The organism is Streptomyces sp. NPDC053665, assembly GCF_055585285.1.
The window spans coordinates 16,669-34,503 of the sequence record NZ_JBVJKK010000013.1 but is presented as its reverse complement, the minus strand read 5'-3'; the positions used below and the strand labels follow the sequence as shown (position 1 = coordinate 34,503).

Below are 17,835 nucleotides of genomic sequence, written 5' to 3'. Positions count from 1 at the left end.
GGGCCGTTACCTCTTTCCGTTCGGGGTGTTCTGGAGCAGGAACTCGACGATCGACGCCACCGTCGCGTCACGCCGGTCGGGCGCGTCGAAGCCCGGAGCGAGCACGGTGGCCCGCGGCGCCTCGGTGGCGAGCCGCTCGGCCAGGGCGCGGGGCCGGCGCACGCCGGCACCCGGCAGCACCAGCAGCGGGGCGGGGAGGGTGCCGATCCACTGGTCCGGCACGGAGAAGTGGGCCCGGTCGTCGGGGAACATCGCGTCCCGGAAGCGCACCAGCAGGGTGATGTACTTCTCGCGCCGGAAGGTGAGCATCTCCTTGCGGAACTCCTCGTCGTCGTGCAGCCGCGCCGCGAACGGGCCGGCCTCGAGGTTGCGGGCGAAGACACCGTCGCGGGCCGCGGCCTCGAAGACCGCGCCGAGGCCCTCGGTCTCCGGGTCGTCGAACCCGGCGGCCCGCACCAGCCTCATCGTCGCGTCGAAGAGCCCGAAGAAGTCGCCCAGCGAGGTGTCCGCGTCCCGGCCGGCCGGCTCCTGCGCCACGATCGACCGCACCCGCTCCGGTGCGTCGTGCGTCAGCCGCCAGGCGTGCACACAGCCGAACTCGGCGGCCACGACGTGGGCCTGCTCGGCTCCGACGGCGTCGAGCACGGCCAGCTGGTCGCCCGCGGTCTGTTCGTAGGAGAACGGAACGGCCGGGGCGGTGCTGCGGCCGGCATGGCGCTGGTCCATCGCGATCACCGTGAAGTGCTGCGACAGTTCACGCACCGGGTCGTAGAAGTTGTCGTTCCAGGTGTCTATTCCGCTGCTCACATGGCCGGGGGCCAGCAGCAGCACGGGGAAGCCGTCCCCGTGCACCTCGTAGTGGATCCGTGCGCCGTCCTGGCGGATGACCTCAGGCATGTGCTTCTCCCCTGTCCTTCCGGATCGCCGCCAGGAGTTCTGCGGCCATCGCTTCGGAGTTCTCGATCGGTGCTGCGTGACTTCCGTCGATGACGCGGAGCACGAACGCGCCGCGTGTCAGGTGGTGCCAGCCCCGCATGGTCCCGTCGGGAAGGACCGGGTCGTCCTTCGCCGCGACGGCGATCACGGGGACGTCGAGCGGGGGACGGTCGTCGACGAGGCCGTCCCGGTGGTTGGTCGACAGAACCGCGTCGTGGACCAGGGCGGTGCGGTACGAGGCGAGCAGCTCGGGGCTCTTCAGCACCTCGTCCGGCAGGATGCCCCGGAAGACGTCCGCCAGGTCCGCCACGGACGCCTGGTCGAGCGAGGCGGCCAGTTCCTCCATGCGGCGCATCGCCGGCGGCACTTCGGCGAACGGCGGCAGCGCGCACGCCGGTACGAAGGTCAGCGGCGGGGCGTCCGGCAGGGAGGACAGGAACCGGGTCAGTTCCCAGGCCATCCAGGAGCCTTGGCTGTGCCCGTAGACCACGGTGGCCACCTGCGGGCGGTCCACCAGTTCCGCGGCCGTCGCGGCGACCACGTCGCGCATCACCGTCGCGGGGGCCTCGTCCGAGCGGGCCTCCCGGCCCGGCATCTGCACGGCCAGCAGTTCCACGTCGTCGGGAAGGTGCCGGATGAGCGGCACGTGTCCTGCGGTGGTGCCGCCGCCGCCGGCGATGCAGACGATCCGGGCCCGGGGCTCGGCCGACGGCTTCAGGGTCCGCAGCCAGCGGGACGCGCCGCCGGTGGCCGTTCCCGCCGTGGCACCGTCCAGTTCCCGCAGGAGGTGACGGGCCACGCCCAGGCAGCCCTCGTCGCCGAGGACGGTCTGCACGGGCACGGTGACTCCGGTCAGCTGGGCGATCCGGCCGCGCAGGCCGAGTGCCGCCAGGGAGTCCATGCCGAGCTGGAACAGCGGCCGGCCGGAGGTGAGGGAGCCGCCCGGCAGGCCCAGGATGTCCGCCGCCTCGCCCACGACCAGGTCGAGGGCGGCGGGCAGCCGCTCGTGCTCGCTCAGCGCGGCCAGCCGGTCCGGCAGGCCGTGCTGCCCGCCGGAAGCGGGAGCGGGTGTGCGCTCGGCCGCGGGCCCCTGCCGCGGCCCCTGCTTGCGCAGCCACTGCTCCAGCAGCGGGACGATCCGCGCGACGCTGTCCTCGAGGTGCTCGGGCGCGTCCAGCAGTTTCGCGACCTCGGCGGCGCCACCGGCGTTCACCGCGTCCCACAGCGCCTGGCCCGCACGGGCCTGCGCGGTCCGCGCCCGCGGCGCCTGCCGCCAGTGCCGGTGGCGCTGGAAGGCGTACGTGGGCAGCGGCACCGGGGAGGGGGCGCCCTCCGGCGTGCCGAGGAGCCCGAGGGCACCGAGGACCCGGTCCCAGTCCAGCTCGTGGCCCTGCACGTGCAGCTCGCCCAGTCCGCGCAGCATCTGGCTCATGCCGCCGCGCTCGCGGGCCAGCGATCCGGTGACGATGCCACCGCGCTCGGCGCACCCGTCGGCGAGCGGCAGGGACAGCAGCGGATGCGGGGAGATCTCCACGAAGACCGTGTGGCCGTCGTCCAGCAGCCGGTTCAGCGCCCGGTCGAAGCGGACCGGCTCGCGCAGGTTCCGGCACCAGTAGGCGCCGTCCAGCTCGGGGCCGGTCACGACCTCCCCGGTCACCGTCGAGTAGAGGGCGGTGCCGGCCCGGCGCGGGGTCAGGTCCGCGAGCCGCTCGGCCAGCACGGGCAGCACCGGATCGACCTGAGCGCTGTGGCCGGCGTAGTCCACCTTGATCTTGCGGGCGTACACGTTCCGCGCCCCGAGCTCCGCGACGATCCGGTCGATCGCGTCCGTCTGCCCCGAGACGACCGTGGAGCGCGCGGTGTTGACCGCTCCGACCGACAGCGTCTGCCCGTAGGGGGCGAGGAGCTCCTCCACCTCGGCGACCGGGCGCCCGATCAGCGCCATGCCGCCCTCGCCGGCGCACTCCAGCACGGTCCGGGAGCGGGTGGCAACGATCTCGGCGCCCTGCTCCAGCGTGAGGGCGCCGCTGATCACCGCGGCCGCGATCTCGCCCTGCGAGTGGCCGACGACGGCGGCGGGTTCGACGCCGAGGGAGCGCCACACGGCGGTCAGGCCGATGGCCATGGTGAACACCGCGGGCTGGGACACGTCCGCCCGGTCCAGAGGCGGCAGTTCCCCGCCCCGGCCGGCCAGCACCTCCTGTACCGACCAGCCGGTGAACGGCCTGAGCGCGGTGTCGCACGCCGCGACCGCTTCCCGGAAGACGGCGCTGGTGGACAGCAGTTCGCGGCCCATGCCGGCCCATTGGGAGCCGCCGCCGGGGTAGACGAACGCGACCTTCGTGCGCCGCTCGGCGGTCCCGGTGACCACCGCGTCGTGGGTGCGGCCGTCGGCCAGGGCCTGGAGTGCCTGCACCAGACCGGCCCGGTCGGTGGCGGTCACGCTCGCCCGCGAGGCGAAGTGCGTACGGTGGCGTGCGGCGGTGACCGCCACCTGTGCCGGCCGCACGTCCGGCCGGCCGGCCAGCCATGACGCCCAGCGGCCCGCCTGCTCCCGCAGCGCCGCCTCGTCGCGGCCCGAGACCACCACGGGCACCAGGGGCGCCTCGCCGGCCGCGGGCTCGCCGCCGTCCCGCGCCAGGGGTGCCTCCTCCAGCACCACGTGCGCGTTGGTGCCGCCGAGCCCGAAGGCGCTGACGCCCGCGCGGCGCGGGACGGCTCCCGGTTCCCAGTGCTTCAGTTCCGTGTTGACGTAGAGCAGTTCGGGGTCGAGCTCCATCTCGGGGTTCGGCTTGTCGAAGTGCAGGCTGGGCACGAGCTGCCGGTGGTGCAGCAGGAGGGCCGCCTTGATCAGGCCCGCGACGCCCGCGGCGCTGTCCGTGTGGCCGATGTTCGTCTTCACCGATCCCAGCGCGCACGGCTCGGACCGCGCGGCGGTGGCGAGGACCTGCTGGAGGGCCTGCACCTCGATCGGATCGCCGAGCCTGGTCCCGGTGCCGTGCGCCTCGATGTAGCCGATGGTGTCGGCCGTGACGTCGGCGTCGGCGTGGGCGGCGGCGATGACGCGCGCCTGGCCCTCGACGCCGGGGGCGGTGAAGCCGACCTTGTCGGAGCCGTCGTTGTTGACGGCGCTGCCGCGGATCACCGCGTAGACGGTGTCGCCCGCAGCCAGGGCGTCGGACAGGCGGCGCAGGACGACGACGCCGACGCCGTTGCCCAGCACGGTGCCCGCCCCGTCCGCGTCGAACGCCCGGCACGTGCCGTCGGGTGAGAACACCAGGCCCTCCTGGTGGAAGTAGCCCTGCTCCAGCGGGTAGCTGAGGGAGGCACCTCCCGCCAGGGCGATGTCCGACTCGCCGCGCAGCAGGCTCTCGCGGGCCAGGTGCGTGGCGACCAGGCTGGTCGAGCAGGCCGTCTGGACGGTGAGCGCGGGCCCGCGCAGGTTCAGCTTGTGGGCCACCCTGGTCGCCAGGAAGTCGTTCTTCGTGCCGACCATCGTGCGGTAGAACTCGGACAGGTCGGCGGCGTCCTCGCTGTGGAGGTAGCCGCTCTGCCCGGCGCCCGCGAACACGCCGACGGCGCCGTCGAACCGGCCGGGCACCTGCCCCGCGTGCTCCAGCGCCTGCCAGGCGCACTCGAGGAACAGGCGGTGCTGCGGGTCCATGGTGTCGGCCTCTGCGGGCGAGCAGTCGAAGAACTCCGCGTCGAACAGGTCGGCGCCCTCGACGAACCCCTTGGCCGGCACGTACGCCGGGTCCTGGAGGGCGTCCTCCGCGACCCCCGCCTCGCGCAGCTCCTGCGGGCTGAACCGCCGGATCGACTCGACGCCGTCCTTGAGGTTGTCCCAGAAGGCGTCGGCGTCCGCGGCGCCGGGCAGGCGGCAGGCGAACCCGACGATGGCGACCGCGTCGTCACCGGCCGGCCGGCGGACCGCCGCGGTGGGGCGCGTCCGCGGGGAGGGTGAGGCGCCGCGCAGGAAGCCCGCCAGCTGCCGGACGGTCGGGTAGCGGAAGAGGGCCGAGAGGGGGAACTCCCGCCCCAGTCCCTCGCAGATCGTGCGGTGCGCCTCGAGCGCCGTCATCGAGCCGGCGCCGAGCTCGAAGAAGCCTCGGTCGAGGTCCACCCGGCTCAGGTTGAGCACCTGCGCCCAGGCGCGGCAGATCAGGTCCTCCAGCGACTCGTCGCCGGCGGCCGCGGCCACGACGGCCGCGGGCGCCGGGGCGGGCAGTGCCAGGATGGCCTGGCGGTCCACCTTCCGGTTGGGCGTGTGCGGCAGCTCCTCCATGCGCACCAGCTGGGAGGGCACCATGTACGACGGGACGCGGTCCAGGAAGTACCGCAGCAGGGCGTCGTCGCTCTCGTGCCCGCCCTCGGCGGGCGTCCAGTACAGGCACAGCCGCGGGTCGCTGCCCTCGTCCCGGCGGACCACCGCCGCGCACTCGGCGACCGCCGGGTGCTCACCGGCCACCGCCTCCACCTCGCCCAGCTCGATGCGGTGGCCGTGCAGCTTGATCTGGGCGTCGCTGCGGCCGCAGTACTCCAGGCTGCCGTCCTCGCGGTAGCGGACGATGTCGCCGGTGGCGTACATGCGCGCGTCGTCCGTGCCGGCGAAGGGGTCCGCGACGAACCGCTGCGCGGTCAGCTCCGGGCGGTTCAGGTAGCCGCGCGTGACGCCGAGACCGCCGATGTGGAGCTCGCCGCGGCTGCCCCGGGGCACCCGGGCCCCGTGCCGGTCGAGGATGTACAGGCTGGTGTTGCGGACGGCGTCTCCCAGGGAGACCTCCCCCGCCTCGGCGTGCCAGGTGGTGGACCAGACGGTCGTCTCCGACGGGCCGTAGATGTTCGTCAGTCCGCCGCGCACGGTGCGCATCAGCCTGGCGGCGAGCCCCCGGTCCAGTGCCTCCCCGCCGACGATCATCCGGTCCAGGCCGCCCAGCAGGGCACGGCCCGCGGCGTCGGCGAGGAGCAGCCGGGCGAGCGACGGCGTGCACTGCAGGTGTGTCGGAGCGTAGGAGCGGTAGGCGGGCCACTCGCCGACGCTGCCCTGGGCGATCACCACGCGGTAGCCGCGGGTCAGCGTCCACAGCAGTTCGACGGTGGAGATGTCGAAGGAGGGGCTGGTGACGGCGAGCCAGGTGTCGCCGGTGCCGCCGCCGATGCGTTCGTCGACGGCGTGGCAGAAGTTGACGAACTGGCCGTGCTCGATCAGGACGCCCTTGGGCCGGCCGGTGGAGCCCGAGGTGTAGATGACGTAGGCCAGGTCCGTCAGGGCCGGCGGGGTCGCCTCGGGCAGCGCGTCCCCGGCGGGCACGGGGGTGACCCCCAGCTCGTCGGCGAACACCAGCCGGGCGCCCGTGCCGGTCAGGTCGCCGGCCGTCGTCGAGCGGGTGATGACCACGTCCAGGCCGCTGTCCTCGACGACGTAGGCCACCCGGGCCTGCGGATAGCCGGGGTCGATGGGCAGGTAGGCGCCTCCGGCCAGCCAGATGGCGAGCGCGGACACCACCAGCTCCGCGGAGCGCGGCAGGTGCACGCCCACCGGGGTCTCGGGGCCGACCCCGGCCGCGCGCAGCCGCTCGGCCAGGGCGGCGGCCCGCCAGGCCGTCTCCCGGTACGTCAGCTCGGCCCCGTCCGAGACCAGCGCCACCGCGTCGGGGGTACGGCGCGCCTGGTCCCAGACCAGCTCCAGCGCCGTCGGTTGGCCGGGGCTGTGCGGGCCGGCCAGGCCGCCGCGTGCGACCAGCCAGTCGAGCTCGTCGGGGCCGAGCAGCTCCAGCCGGCTCAGCGCGCGCTCCGGCTCCCGCACGACCGATTCCAGCAGGGTGCGGAAGCCGTCCAGCATGCGCTGCGCCGCGGGTCGGCTCAGCACGTGCGCCTGGTACTCGAACTCGCCGCGCAGTTCGTCCCCGCAGGGGATGAGGGTGACGCCGAGCTCGAACTTGGAGGCGCCCCGGACGTTGCCCGCGAGGCTGCCGGTGGCGGGCAGGTTCCACGTGGCGTCGCCGTCGCCCACGGTGGGCATCGCCGCGCCACCGTAGTTGAAGACGGCGCGGAACAGCGGGTTCTCCTCGCCCGTCCGCTGCCCGCCGACCCTGCGGACCAGCTCGGTGAGGGGGACGTACTGGTGGTCGAACACGCCCCGGACCCTGGGCGCCATCGAGGCCAGCAGTTCCTCGAAGGTCGGGTCGCCCGTCAGGTCGCAGCGCAGCGGCAGGGTGTTCGCGAGGAAGCCGAAGGTTCCCGTCAGGCCGGGCAGCTGCCGGTTGGACCAGACGGTGCCCACCGCGAAGTCGTCCTGGCCGGTGAAGCGGGCCAGCAGCGTGGCGAACGTGCTCACCAGCACCGTGTAGGGGGTGACCGAGGTGCGGGCGGCGAGCGCCTCCAGTTCGCTCCTCAGGGCGGCCGGGACGGTGAAGTAGAGGGTGTCGCCGCCCTGGTCCTCCTGTGCGACGGTGTCCGGCCCGGGCGGGAACTCCAGCCGCTCCACCCCGTCGAGTTCGGCGGCGAAGTGGGTGAGGGCGTCCTCGAAGCGGCCCTCGGCCAGGCTGCGCCGCTCCCATGCGGCGAAGTCGCCGAGGTGGAACTGCGCGGGGCCCGGCTCGGGTTCGCGCCCGGCCTCGAACTCCTGGCAGGCGTGGAACAGTTCCATCAGGAACAGCGACAGCGACCAGCCGTCGGTCACGGCGTGGTGGACGTGGAAGCACACCACCTGTTCGTCGTCGGCCAGGTCCAGCACCCGGCAGCGGAACAGCGACGTGCCGCTCAGGTCGAACGGTTCGAGCTCCTCGTGCCGGATGCGCGCCTCGACGGCGTCGGCACCCCGCCCCCGCAGGTCCTCGAACGCGACGTCGACGGGGACGCCGCTGTGCACGACCTGGACGAGTTCGCCCTCGCGCACCTCCAGGCCGGTGCGCAGCGCCTCGTGCCGGGCGGTGATCCAGGTGAGCGAGCGGGTGAGCACGGTGTGGTCCAGCGGCCTGGCCGTCCGGATCCGCATCGCCACCTTGTACTGGGCGGAGCCGGGGTTCATCTGCTCCAGGAACCACAGGCGCCGCTGGCCCTCGGTGGCCGGGTGCACGTCGCGGGCCGGAACGCTGTCCAGCGGCGGCATCGCCGGGTCGTCGCCGGCCGCCGCGAGCAGGTGCGGCAGCAGGTGCCCGGCGAGGGCCCGCGCGGTCGGATAGGTGAAGGCGAGGTTGGCGGGGAAGGTGCTGCCCGACAGTTCGCACAGGCGGTTGCGCAGTTGCAGGCCCATGATCGAGTCGAGCCCGAGCTCCTGGAGCTTCTTGTCGGCGGGCACGGGTTCGGCCGCGCGCAGCACGGTCGCGGCCTCGCGGCGGACGAGGTCGAGGAGCGCGTCCGCCCGCTCCTCGTCCGGCATCGCGGCCAGCCGGGCGCGCAGTCCGGCCGGGCCCCGCACACCGGTGTCCTCGTCCTGCGTCCGCCGCGGGGCGGCGGACCCGGCCGGCGCCGTGGCGGGCAGGGGCACGTCGGCCCAGTAGCGCGTGCGCTGGAACGGGTACGTAGGTGCCTGCGCCGGGTCGGCGGCCGAGCCGCCGTCCAGGATGCGGTGCCAGTCCACGGCGTGGCCCTGGACGTGCAGGGCGGCCAGGGAGCGCAACAGCTGGGAGAGTCCGCCGTGGTCGCGGTGCAGGCTGCCGACGACGGCGCCCGCGACGCCGGTGGCGCCGGTGGTGGCCTCGGTCAGGGTCATGCCGAGGACCGGGTGGGGGCTGATCTCGACGAACACGTCGTGGCCGTCCGCCACCAGTGCGGCGAGGGCCAGGTCCATCCGGACGGTGTCGCGGACGTTGCGGCACCAGTAGGCGGCGTCGAGTCCGGCGCCCTGCACACGGGAGCCCGTCACCGTGGAGTAGAACGGCACGGCCGGCGCGTCCGGCTCCAGCCCGCTCAGCTGTTCGGCGAGCCAGGGCAGGACCGGGTCCACGTGCGAGCTGTGGCCGGCGGTGTCGGACTGGATGCGCCGGCTGAAGACGTCCGTGCCGGACAGCCCGGCCAGGAAGGACTCGACCGCGTCGACATCACCGGAGACGACCACGGAGGTGGCGCTGTTGACGACGGCGACGGACAGCGCACCACCGTACGGCGCGATCCGGTCCTCGACCTCGGCCGGCGCCATCTCGACCAGGGCCATCGCACCGCGGCCGCTGCACTCGCGCAGCTGCCCCTGGGAGCGCAGCGCCGTCAGCCGGGCGCCGTCCTCCAGGGACAGCGCGCCCGCGACCACGGCCGCGGGCACCTCGCCCTGGCTGAAGCCGACCACGGCGGACGGCTCCACCCCGAGGGACCGCCACAGCTCGGCCAGGCCGACCATCATGGTGAACAGGGCGGGCTGGAGGACGTCGATGCGGTCGAACGGCGGTAGGGCGGCGTCCGGCGTCTCGCTCAGCAGGTCCGCCACGGACCAGCCGGTCCACGGCCTCAGGGCCGCGTCGCACCTGCGCACCGCCTCCCGGAACACCTCGGACTCGGCGATCAGGGCGCGGCCCATGCCGATCCACTGGCTGCCCTGGCCGGGGAAGACGAACACGGCCTTGGTGCGCTCGTGGGCCGTGCCCACCACGGTGTCGGGGTGCGGCAGCCCGTCGGCGAGCGCCCGCAGTGCCGCCACGGCCTCCTCCCTGTTCGAGGCGGGGACGCCGGCGCGCGCCGGGAGGTGCGTGCGGTGCAGGGCGGCCGTGCGGACCGCGTCGGCGAACGGGAGCCCGTCGGCCGCCTCCAGCCACGCCGCCCACTGCTCGGCCTGGGCGGCCAGCGCCCGTTCGTCGTGAGCGGAGAGCAGCAGCGGCAGCCGGTCGGGCAGTTCGCTCACGGCGGGCTGCCCCACGGCGGCGTCCTCGGGCGACGGTGCCTCCTCCAGGACCACGTGTGCGTTGGTGCCGCTGATGCCGAACGCCGACACACCGGCGCGGCGCGGGCGTTCGCCCCGCGGCCAGGTGCGCTCCTGCTGCAGGAGCCGGAGTCCGCTGCCCTCCCAGGCGATGTGGGTGCTGGGCTGCTCGGCGTGGATCGTGCGCGGCAGGCGCTCGTGCTGGAGTGCCAGCACCATCTTGATCACGCCGACGACACCGGCGGCCGCCTGGGTGTGCCCGATGTTCGACTTGGACGAGCCGAGGTGGACGGGGGTGTCCGCGGCGCGGCCCGGCCCGAAGACCTCCGCGAGGGCGCCGGCCTCGATCGGGTCGCCCAGCGGGGTGCCGGTGCCGTGGGCCTCGATGGCGTCGATGTCGGCGGGGGTGAGCCGGCTCGCGGCCAGTGCCTCCTGGATGACCCGCTGCTGCGCAGGGCCGTTGGGAGCTGTCAGGCCCTGGCTGCGGCCGTCCTGGTTGACGGCGGAACCGCGGATCACGGCGAGCACCCGGTCACCGTCGCGCCGGGCGTCCGAGAGCCGTTTGAGCAGCAGCACACCGGCACCCTCGGACCAGCCGCCGCCGTCGGCGCCGGCCGAGAAGCTCTTGCACCGCCCGTCGGGGGACATCGCCCCGAGCCGGCTGGACTCCACGAACATGCCCGGTGAGCTCATCACCGTGACGCCGCCGGCCAGCGCGGCGTCGCACTCGCGGTTGCGCAGGGCGGTGGCCGCCAGGTGGAGGGCCAGCAGCGACGACGAGCAGGCCGTGTCCACGGTCACCGCGGGCCCCTGCAGGCCGAGCGCGTAGGAGATCCGGCCGGAGATGACGCTGACGGACACGCCCGTGCCCTGGTAGCCGTCGAGCAGTTCCAGGTCGGTGCGGATGGTCTCGTAGTCGGGGCGCATCGCGCCGATGTAGACACCGGTGCGGCTGCCCTTGAACTGGTCCTCGCGCAGTCCGGCCCGCTCAAGCGCCTCCCAGGCCGTCTCCAGCACGAGCCGCTGCTGCGGTTCCATCGCCTGCGCCTCGCGCGGTGCGATGCCGAAGAACTCCGCGTCGAAGCGGTCGATGCCGTCGATGAACCCGCCCTCACGGGCGTAGCTCTTGCCGGGCGCGGTGGGGTCCGGGTCGTACAGGTCGTAGGCGTCCCAGCGGTCGGGCAGCGGCCCGATCGCGTCCCTGCCCTCGGCCAGCAGGTCCCAGAACGCCTCGGGGGTGGTCACTCCCCCCGGCAGACGGCAGGCCATCGCCACGATGGCCACCGGCTCGTGGCGCTGGTTCTCCAGTTCCGCGTTGCGCTGCTGAAGCTGCAGCACCGCGGCCATGGCGCGCCGCAGTCGCTCCTCGTTGGCCTGAGCGTTCATCTCTGCCTTCCGTCTCTTCCGCAGTGCGTCGCGGTGCCGTGATCAGGGGTGCGGGAGGAGGCTCAGCGCTCGACCGTCACGTCCATGTAGGGCGGGAACTCCGGCAGCCGGCCGCCGTCGTGCTCCAGCACGTTCACGCCGTCGCGCTGCCCCACCTCGCGGAACCCGGCGAACTTGTAGGTGACGTACATGGCGCGGTTGCGGGAGGTGGGCACGAACTCCGCGCGCAGGCGCACCCCGGCCTCGTGGGCGGTGCGGATAAGGTGGCCCAGCAGCACCGAGCCGACACCGCGTGACATCACCCGGCACGACATCAGCAGCAGTTTCACCGTCCACACGTCGCTGCCGCGTTCCACGAGGGACAGGCCGATCCTGCCGTAGGTGCCGTACCGGTCCTCCAGACCCGCGACCAGCAGGTCGTGACCGGGTGAGCGGCGGAAGGCGTCGAGTTCCTCGTAGGAGTAGGTGTAGCCGGTGGCGTTGAGCTGATTGGTGCGCACGGTCAGTTCCTCCGCGCGCTGCAAGTCGCGTTCCTGGGCGGGGGCGATCGTCATGCGCATCCCCAGGGAGGCGAGGAACTGCTCGTCGGTGCCGTGATGGTCCGCCTGGGCCTGGGCGCGCCGGGCGTCGGCCCGGTACAGGTGGCGGCGCTCACGCGAGTCGGAGGTGACGAACCGTGGCAGCATCCGCGGCAGGTCGGGGATGCCGGCGGCGTCGGCGGCGTCGACGCACAGCACATCGGCGTGGACGAAGCCCACCTCGTCCCGTTCGAAGGGCTGGTCGTCGACGAAGGCCAGGGTGTCGACGCCGATGTTGATCGCCTCGGCGACGGCCGTCAGCGACTGCGCCTTGCTGCCCCAGTTGATCTGCGGATGCAGGAAGTACTCGGCGATGCCGAGCTCCTGGAGCTTCGCCATGGCCGCGTCGTGGTCGTTGCGGCTGGCAATGGAGTGCAGGATGCCGCGCTCGTCGAGGGTGCGGATCACCTCGACGACCTCCGGCCGCAGCGTGACGTCGCCGTCCTCCAGCAGCACGCCGTCCCACACGGTGTTGTCCAGGTCCCAGACCACGCACTTGACGGTCTTGACGGAAATGACGGTGGCGGTCATCGCTCACTCCTCGATGCGTGTTCCTGGAACGCGTACTCGGCAAGGCCCACCTGGTGCAGCTGCGCACTGCCCTCGATGATCTCCATCACGCGGGAGTCGCCGAGCAGGCGCTGGACGGGGTAGTCGGCGCTGCAGCCGTTGGCGCCGTGCAGCTGCACGGCGTCGGCGGCGGCCCGCCCGGCGGCCGCGGCCGCGAAGTACTTCGCGGTGGACGTGGCGGCCGGCGCGCCCGGGTCACGCGCGTCGCGCAGCCGCCCGGCCTCCAGGCACAACAGCCGGGCCGCGCGGGCGTTGGTGTACATGTCGCTGATCAGCCGGCGCACCAGCTGGTGCTCCTTGATGAGCGATCCGAACTGCTCGCGCCGGGACGCGTAGTCCACGCCCGCGTCCAGGGCCGCGTCGAGGATGCCGACGCAGCCCCAGCCGACGGTGTAGCGGCCCAGGTCCAGGGCGGCGCCCACCACGTGGGAGACACCCAGGCCCGCCCGGGCGAGCAGATGGCCGCCGGGGACCCGGCAGCCGTCGAGGCGGACATGGGCGGTCATCGAGGCACGGATGCCGATCATGTCCTCGATGAGCTCGGTGGACAGTCCCGGAGTGTCCCGCTCCACCAGCAGCGCCGTGGGACCCTCGGCGGAGCGCCCCACCAGGAGGAAGACGTCGGCGCTCTCCCCGTAGGTGATCCACTTCTTGTGGCCGGTCACCACGTAGTGGTCGCCGTCGCGTTCGATGCGGGTGCTGACACCGGCCGCGTCGCTGCCCGTGTCCGGCTCGGACACGGCGAGCGCCGCGATCCGCTCACCGCTCGCCAGCCGGGGCAGCCAGTCCCGCTTCAGCTCGCGGCTTCCCCAGCGGGCGACGGCGTGCGCCACCATCGAGTGCACCGTGAGCAGGCTGCGCACCGAGGAGCAGGCGCGGCCCAGTTCACCGGCGAGCAGCCCCAGGGTGACCGCGTCGCAGCCGCCCCCGCCGAACTCCTGCGGCACATGGATGCCGAGCAGGCCCTCGTCGGCGAGGAGCCGGATCACCTCCGGCGGGGTGCGCTGGGCACGGTGCCAGGCGTCGGCATGGGGTGCGATGTGGCGGTCGGCGAAGGCCGCGAACTCCTTGCGGGCCTGCTCCTGCCGCTCGGTGAGCGCTCCGGTCATCGTCGTCGGCCCGTCCGCTCTCGTCTACTGCGGGACGGGGACGGACAGCTTGCGGGTGACGAACGCGTCGAGCGCGCTGATGGAGCGGAAGTGCTCCAGCTCCAGGTCCTCGTTCTCGACCGTGATGCCGAACTCGTGCTCCACGAAGGACACCAGCTGCATCGCGAACATCGAGCTGACGAAGCCGAGTTCGAAGATGTCGTCGTCGTCGGCCAGGTCCTGGACCGGGAAGAAGCGCGAGAGGTACGCGGCGATCCGCGCCTTGGTGGTGCCCTGATCGGTACGGGCGGTGGGGTGGGTGGTCATGGTGATCGTCATCCGTCCTGTCGAAGTGACCGTGAGCGGGGCGTTGATCGGCCGGCGGACATCGGCGGCGGTCGGAGTGCGGCGTGCAGCCGGCACTTGGTGCAGCCGGCACTTGGGTGCAGCCGGTACTTGGGTGCAGCCGGTACTTGGGTGCAGCCGGCCCTTGGGAGCCACCGGCCCCTGGGTGCCGCCGGTGGTCGGGCCTATGACGGGTGGTCGGAGCGCGACCGGATCAGCGGTAGGTGTGGAAGCCCTGGCCGCTCTTTCGGCCCAGCAGGCCGGCGGCGACCATCTTCTTCAGCAGGGGCGCCGGCCGGTACTTGTCGTCGTTGAAGCTCTCGTAGAGCACCTCGACCGATTTCAGGATCGTGTCCAGGCCGATCAGGTCGGCGGTGGCCAGCGGACCCATGCGATGCTCGAAACAGGAGGTGAAGATGCGGTCGATGTCGGCGGCCGGGGCGACCCCGTCCTGCACCAGGAAGACCGCCTCGTTGATGGTGAGCATCAGCACCCGGTTGGACACAAAACCGGGCACGTCCTCGACCACGACGCACTCCTTGCCCAGCCCCGCCAGGAAACGGCGGGCGGTGTCGATCGTGGCCGGCGTGGTGTGGTGGCCGCGGATCACCTCCACCATCGGCTTCATCGGCACCGGGTTCATGAAGTGCATGCCCACCACCCGCTCGGGCCGTGAGGTGAGCGAGCCGATCCGTGTGATGGAGATCGCGGAGGTGTTCACCGCGAACACCACCTCCGGACGCACGATGGCATCGATGCGCTCGTACACCTGCTGCTTCACCGCGAAGTCCTCGGTGACGTTCTCGACGACGAAGTCGGCCTTCGCCAGCAGCTCGTAGTCGGTGGTGAACTCGACCCGTTCCAGAACGGCCGCGATGTCCAGGGCCGCACCCTTGTCCAGCAGGGCCTGGGTGCGCAGGCTGGTACGCAGCTCACGGCGGGCGTGGTCGAGGACGTCCTCACTGACATCGACGAGGACCACCCGGTGCCCGTACTGGGCCAGACTGTGCGCGACGCCGACGCCCATGACGCCCGCACCGACGACTCCTACGGTCGCGAATTCCATTGTCTACGACTCCGTTTACGTGACCGTCAGCGTGTGCCGCGGACGGCGTAGATGTTGTGGATGTCCGTGCCGACATACATCTCGTCCTGCTCGGCCAGCACCTCGAAGCCGTGCCCCCGCAGCAGCTGAAGCAGGCGGTCGACCTCACCGTCCGCGTCGTGCACCTCCAGCACCATCTGCTGGATCTTCGGCCAGTCCTGCTCGTCGATGCCGTCGATGACCTGCCGCTCGCTCTTCTGCACATCGATCTTGATCAGGTCGATGCGCTCGATGCCCTGCTCGCGGATCACCGCCGACAGCGGACGCAGCCGGGCGGTGAACTCGATCGCCTCGAACCGCACATCCAGCAGCCCTTCGTCGGCCACCAGGTCGGCGACCTCCGCATCGGCGTGCGCGCGGTGCTGGTTGGCGATGATCGTGGACAGGTTGTGCCTCTCCTCCGCATCGTCGGGGTGGAAGGAGGACATGCCCGAGCTGCGCGGATAGAAGGTGAACGTGGCCTGGGTGTCGCTGTCGGACACGCCGATGTTGACCAGGGTGGCGTTCACGCCGTGCTCGGCGACATTACGGCTGAGCAGCTCGAACATCGGCGGAGCCGGTTCGAAGGCGAAAACCCGCACATCAGGAGCCTCGTAGTGCGCGAACAGGGTGAACAGGCCGATGTTGGCGCCGACATCGACCACCGTCGCACCCGGCGCCAGCGTGATGCCGTGCTTGGCGTAGGTGCGGTGCTCGAAGATGTCCTCGTAGAAGTGCCGGGTCTCCGCCTCGTTCTGGTGCCACACCGTCAACCCGTTGTCCAGCGTGAACCGGGCCAGCGACGTACCGGTGTGCGAAGAGCCCTGCGTCTGCAGCTCCTCACCGGTCTTGAGCCGGTGCACCGCGGCGGCCATCCGGGCGATCGTGGACCACTCGTAGACCTGCCGCAGGCTCAGCTCCACACCGAACGCACGCTTGACGCGCAGACACAGCCGGGTCGCCAGCAGCGAGTTTCCACCGATCTCGAAGAAGCTCACATCGTGCGGCAGCTGCTCGTTGTCCAGGATCCTGACCCACACTCCGGCCAACTCCTGCTCGATGGCACGCAGCGCGCCGGCATCCTCACTCGCCGCGCCCCCGTCGGCCACGCTCTCGTCTGCATCGCGCACCGGTCCCGCCGCAGCGTCGGCGATCACGCCCGACTCCCCCACCGCACCGTCGGCGTCGATGCCGAGCTGTCCGGCGGCACCGTCGGCGACGAGGGCCAGCTCACCGGCGGGGAACTGGGTCCAGTCGAAGTCCGCGCCCGCCAGCCACAACCGGCCCAGCGCCTTCAACGCCACCGCCGAGTCCGAAGTGCGTTGCAGCGGGTGCCGCATGGACGCCACGATCGTGCCGGCCTGCCGGCCACGTACCACCGTGGCCATACTGCTCAACGTCTGACCCGGCCCGGCCTCCACCAGCAACGCCGTGTCCGCCAGGTGCTGGAGACCGGTGGCAAAACGCACCGGGCTGAGGAGATGACGGGCCCAGTATCCCGGGTCCGTGGCCTGCTCATCGGTGATCGGCTCACCCGTGACGTTCGAGATGTAGGGGATGCGCGGCGCGTTCAAGGTGAGCGTACGCGCCAGCTCCGTCAACGGCCCGGCCACCGGCTCCATCATCGCCGAATGAAACGCATGCGTACTACGCACCCGCCGGCACACGACCCCCCGCCCGTCCAGCAGCTCCTGCAACCCCTCCACAGCAGCCACCGGGCCCGCCACCACACAGAACTCCGGGCCGTTGACCGCCGACAGCGACAAGTCCTCCCCCAGCAGTTCCGTCAGCTCCTGCTCGCCCAGCATCACTGCCAGCATCGACCCGGCCGGCAACTCGTCGATCAACGCCGCCCGCGCCGCCACCAGCCTCAACGCGTCCGGCAGACTCAGCACACCCGCCAGCGTCGCCGCGACATACTCACCCAGGCTGTAACCGATCATCACGGCAGGGCGCGCACCCCACGACTCCCACAACCGCGCCAATGCATACTCCGCAACGAACAACGCCGGCTGCGCCAACCGCGTACCGTCCAGCAAGCCCCCGTTGCCGCCACACACACCCTCGTCACGGCCCAACATCGACCGCAGATCAACCGATTCACCACCACCCGCAGACGCGGAAGCCGAGCCGGAGGCGGAATCCGGGTCGGGGTCGGGGAAGAGCACGGAACGGATATCCAGCCCCAGTTCACCCCCCAACAAGGTGGCACACGCATCCACCGCGTCACGAAACACCGGGAAATCACGGTAGAGATCCCGGCCCATACCCACATAGTGATCACCCAGACCCGGAAACATGAACGCCACCGGCCGAACGCCACCAGCCTGCTGCGCCCCCAGGTCCGTACCCACCCCCTGTCCCGTCAGAAAAGCACCCCGATACCCACCCCCGACCTGGCCCACCGTGCGAACCCGCACCGGCACGTCCTCCACCACCTCACCCCCCGCACAACGCGCCCGCAACCCCGCCAAACCCGCGTCCAATACCGAACCATCTGGCCCAGCCAACAAGGCCAGATGCCACGACACCGACCCCGACGACGACCCACCCACTACCCCAGCCACAGCAACCTCGGCACTCATGCCACTCCTACGGAAATCAGGCCACCAGATAAGCGCCGAGCACCCGACAACCACCGCCCGCGCCCCCGCTCCAAAACATCCATCCACCACCCTCAAACCACGCACTCGAGCCCCACCACAGCCGCACTCAAATCGCCCCAACCCGCACCAAGAGCGCGGGGCAGATCCATTGATCCGGCGGCACGCACCCGGCCGGTGACGCAGCGCGGAACGAGATTGCAGGAGAAAGAACAGAACTGCGCGCAGGAGTACCTGCCAAAAGGCCGTCGGCACGCAAAAGGGCCGGGCCCGGTGAAGGGACCGACCCTGCCTGAATGTGATGACCCGTCGAGTACCTGAACAGCGGGTCTCGCCGTCGCAGAATAAGAATAAGCGGCCTTGTATCGGGTCGGGTCAGTGCCGCCAGCACCGG

7 protein-coding genes are annotated in these 17,835 nt (G+C 72.1%); all 7 read right to left on the bottom strand.

Features of this window, described 5'->3' with window-relative positions; genetic code table 11:
• Window positions 1–6: 6 nt before the first annotated feature.
• The gene (locus ACZ6ZN_RS32850) at window positions 7–897 is read right to left on the bottom strand and encodes an alpha/beta fold hydrolase (protein WP_469651841.1); all 891 of its coding nucleotides are present in this window, start codon (window positions 895–897) and stop codon (window positions 7–9) included.
• Window positions 890–11,173, bottom strand: coding sequence for an amino acid adenylation domain-containing protein (locus ACZ6ZN_RS32845; protein WP_469651840.1), 10,284 nt, complete (start codon window positions 11,171–11,173; stop codon window positions 890–892). Before ACZ6ZN_RS32845 ends, ACZ6ZN_RS32850 begins: the two co-directional genes overlap by 8 nt.
• Before the next feature lie 62 nt (window positions 11,174–11,235).
• Window positions 11,236–12,282 carry an HAD-IIIC family phosphatase gene (locus ACZ6ZN_RS32840; RefSeq protein ID WP_469651838.1) on the bottom strand — a complete coding sequence of 349 codons (1,047 nt, stop codon included), beginning with the start codon at window positions 12,280–12,282 and terminating at the stop codon, window positions 11,236–11,238.
• Complete coding sequence (locus ACZ6ZN_RS32835; protein ID WP_469651836.1) at window positions 12,279–13,430, bottom strand: acyl-CoA dehydrogenase family protein; 1,152 nt, start codon at window positions 13,428–13,430, stop codon at window positions 12,279–12,281. The genes ACZ6ZN_RS32840 and ACZ6ZN_RS32835 overlap by 4 nt, the downstream gene beginning before the upstream one ends.
• 24 nt (window positions 13,431–13,454) lie before the next feature.
• Complete coding sequence (locus tag ACZ6ZN_RS32830) at window positions 13,455–13,748, bottom strand: acyl carrier protein (protein ID WP_398111765.1); 294 nt, start codon at window positions 13,746–13,748, stop codon at window positions 13,455–13,457.
• 220 nt (window positions 13,749–13,968) lie between these two features.
• Complete coding sequence (locus tag ACZ6ZN_RS32825) at window positions 13,969–14,820, bottom strand: 3-hydroxyacyl-CoA dehydrogenase family protein (RefSeq protein WP_469651834.1); 852 nt, start codon at window positions 14,818–14,820, stop codon at window positions 13,969–13,971.
• 26 nt (window positions 14,821–14,846) lie between these two features.
• A complete protein-coding gene (locus ACZ6ZN_RS32820) occupies window positions 14,847–17,276 on the bottom strand; it encodes an FkbM family methyltransferase (protein WP_469651832.1) in 2,430 nt (809 codons plus the stop codon).
• Window positions 17,277–17,835: the final 559 nt, after the last annotated feature.

Coding starts and splice junctions, on each gene's coding strand:
- ACZ6ZN_RS32840 (WP_469651838.1), bottom strand. CDS start 12,282: ATGACCGCCACCGTCATTTCCGTCAAGACCGTCAAGTGCGTGGTCTGG.
- ACZ6ZN_RS32835 (WP_469651836.1), bottom strand. CDS start 13,430: ATGACCGGAGCGCTCACCGAGCGGCAGGAGCAGGCCCGCAAGGAGTTC.
- ACZ6ZN_RS32830 (WP_398111765.1), bottom strand. CDS start 13,748: ATGACGATCACCATGACCACCCACCCCACCGCCCGTACCGATCAGGGC.
- ACZ6ZN_RS32825 (WP_469651834.1), bottom strand. CDS start 14,820: ATGGAATTCGCGACCGTAGGAGTCGTCGGTGCGGGCGTCATGGGCGTC.
- ACZ6ZN_RS32845 (WP_469651840.1), bottom strand. CDS start 11,173: ATGAACGCTCAGGCCAACGAGGAGCGACTGCGGCGCGCCATGGCCGCG.
- ACZ6ZN_RS32850 (WP_469651841.1), bottom strand. CDS start 897: ATGCCTGAGGTCATCCGCCAGGACGGCGCACGGATCCACTACGAGGTG.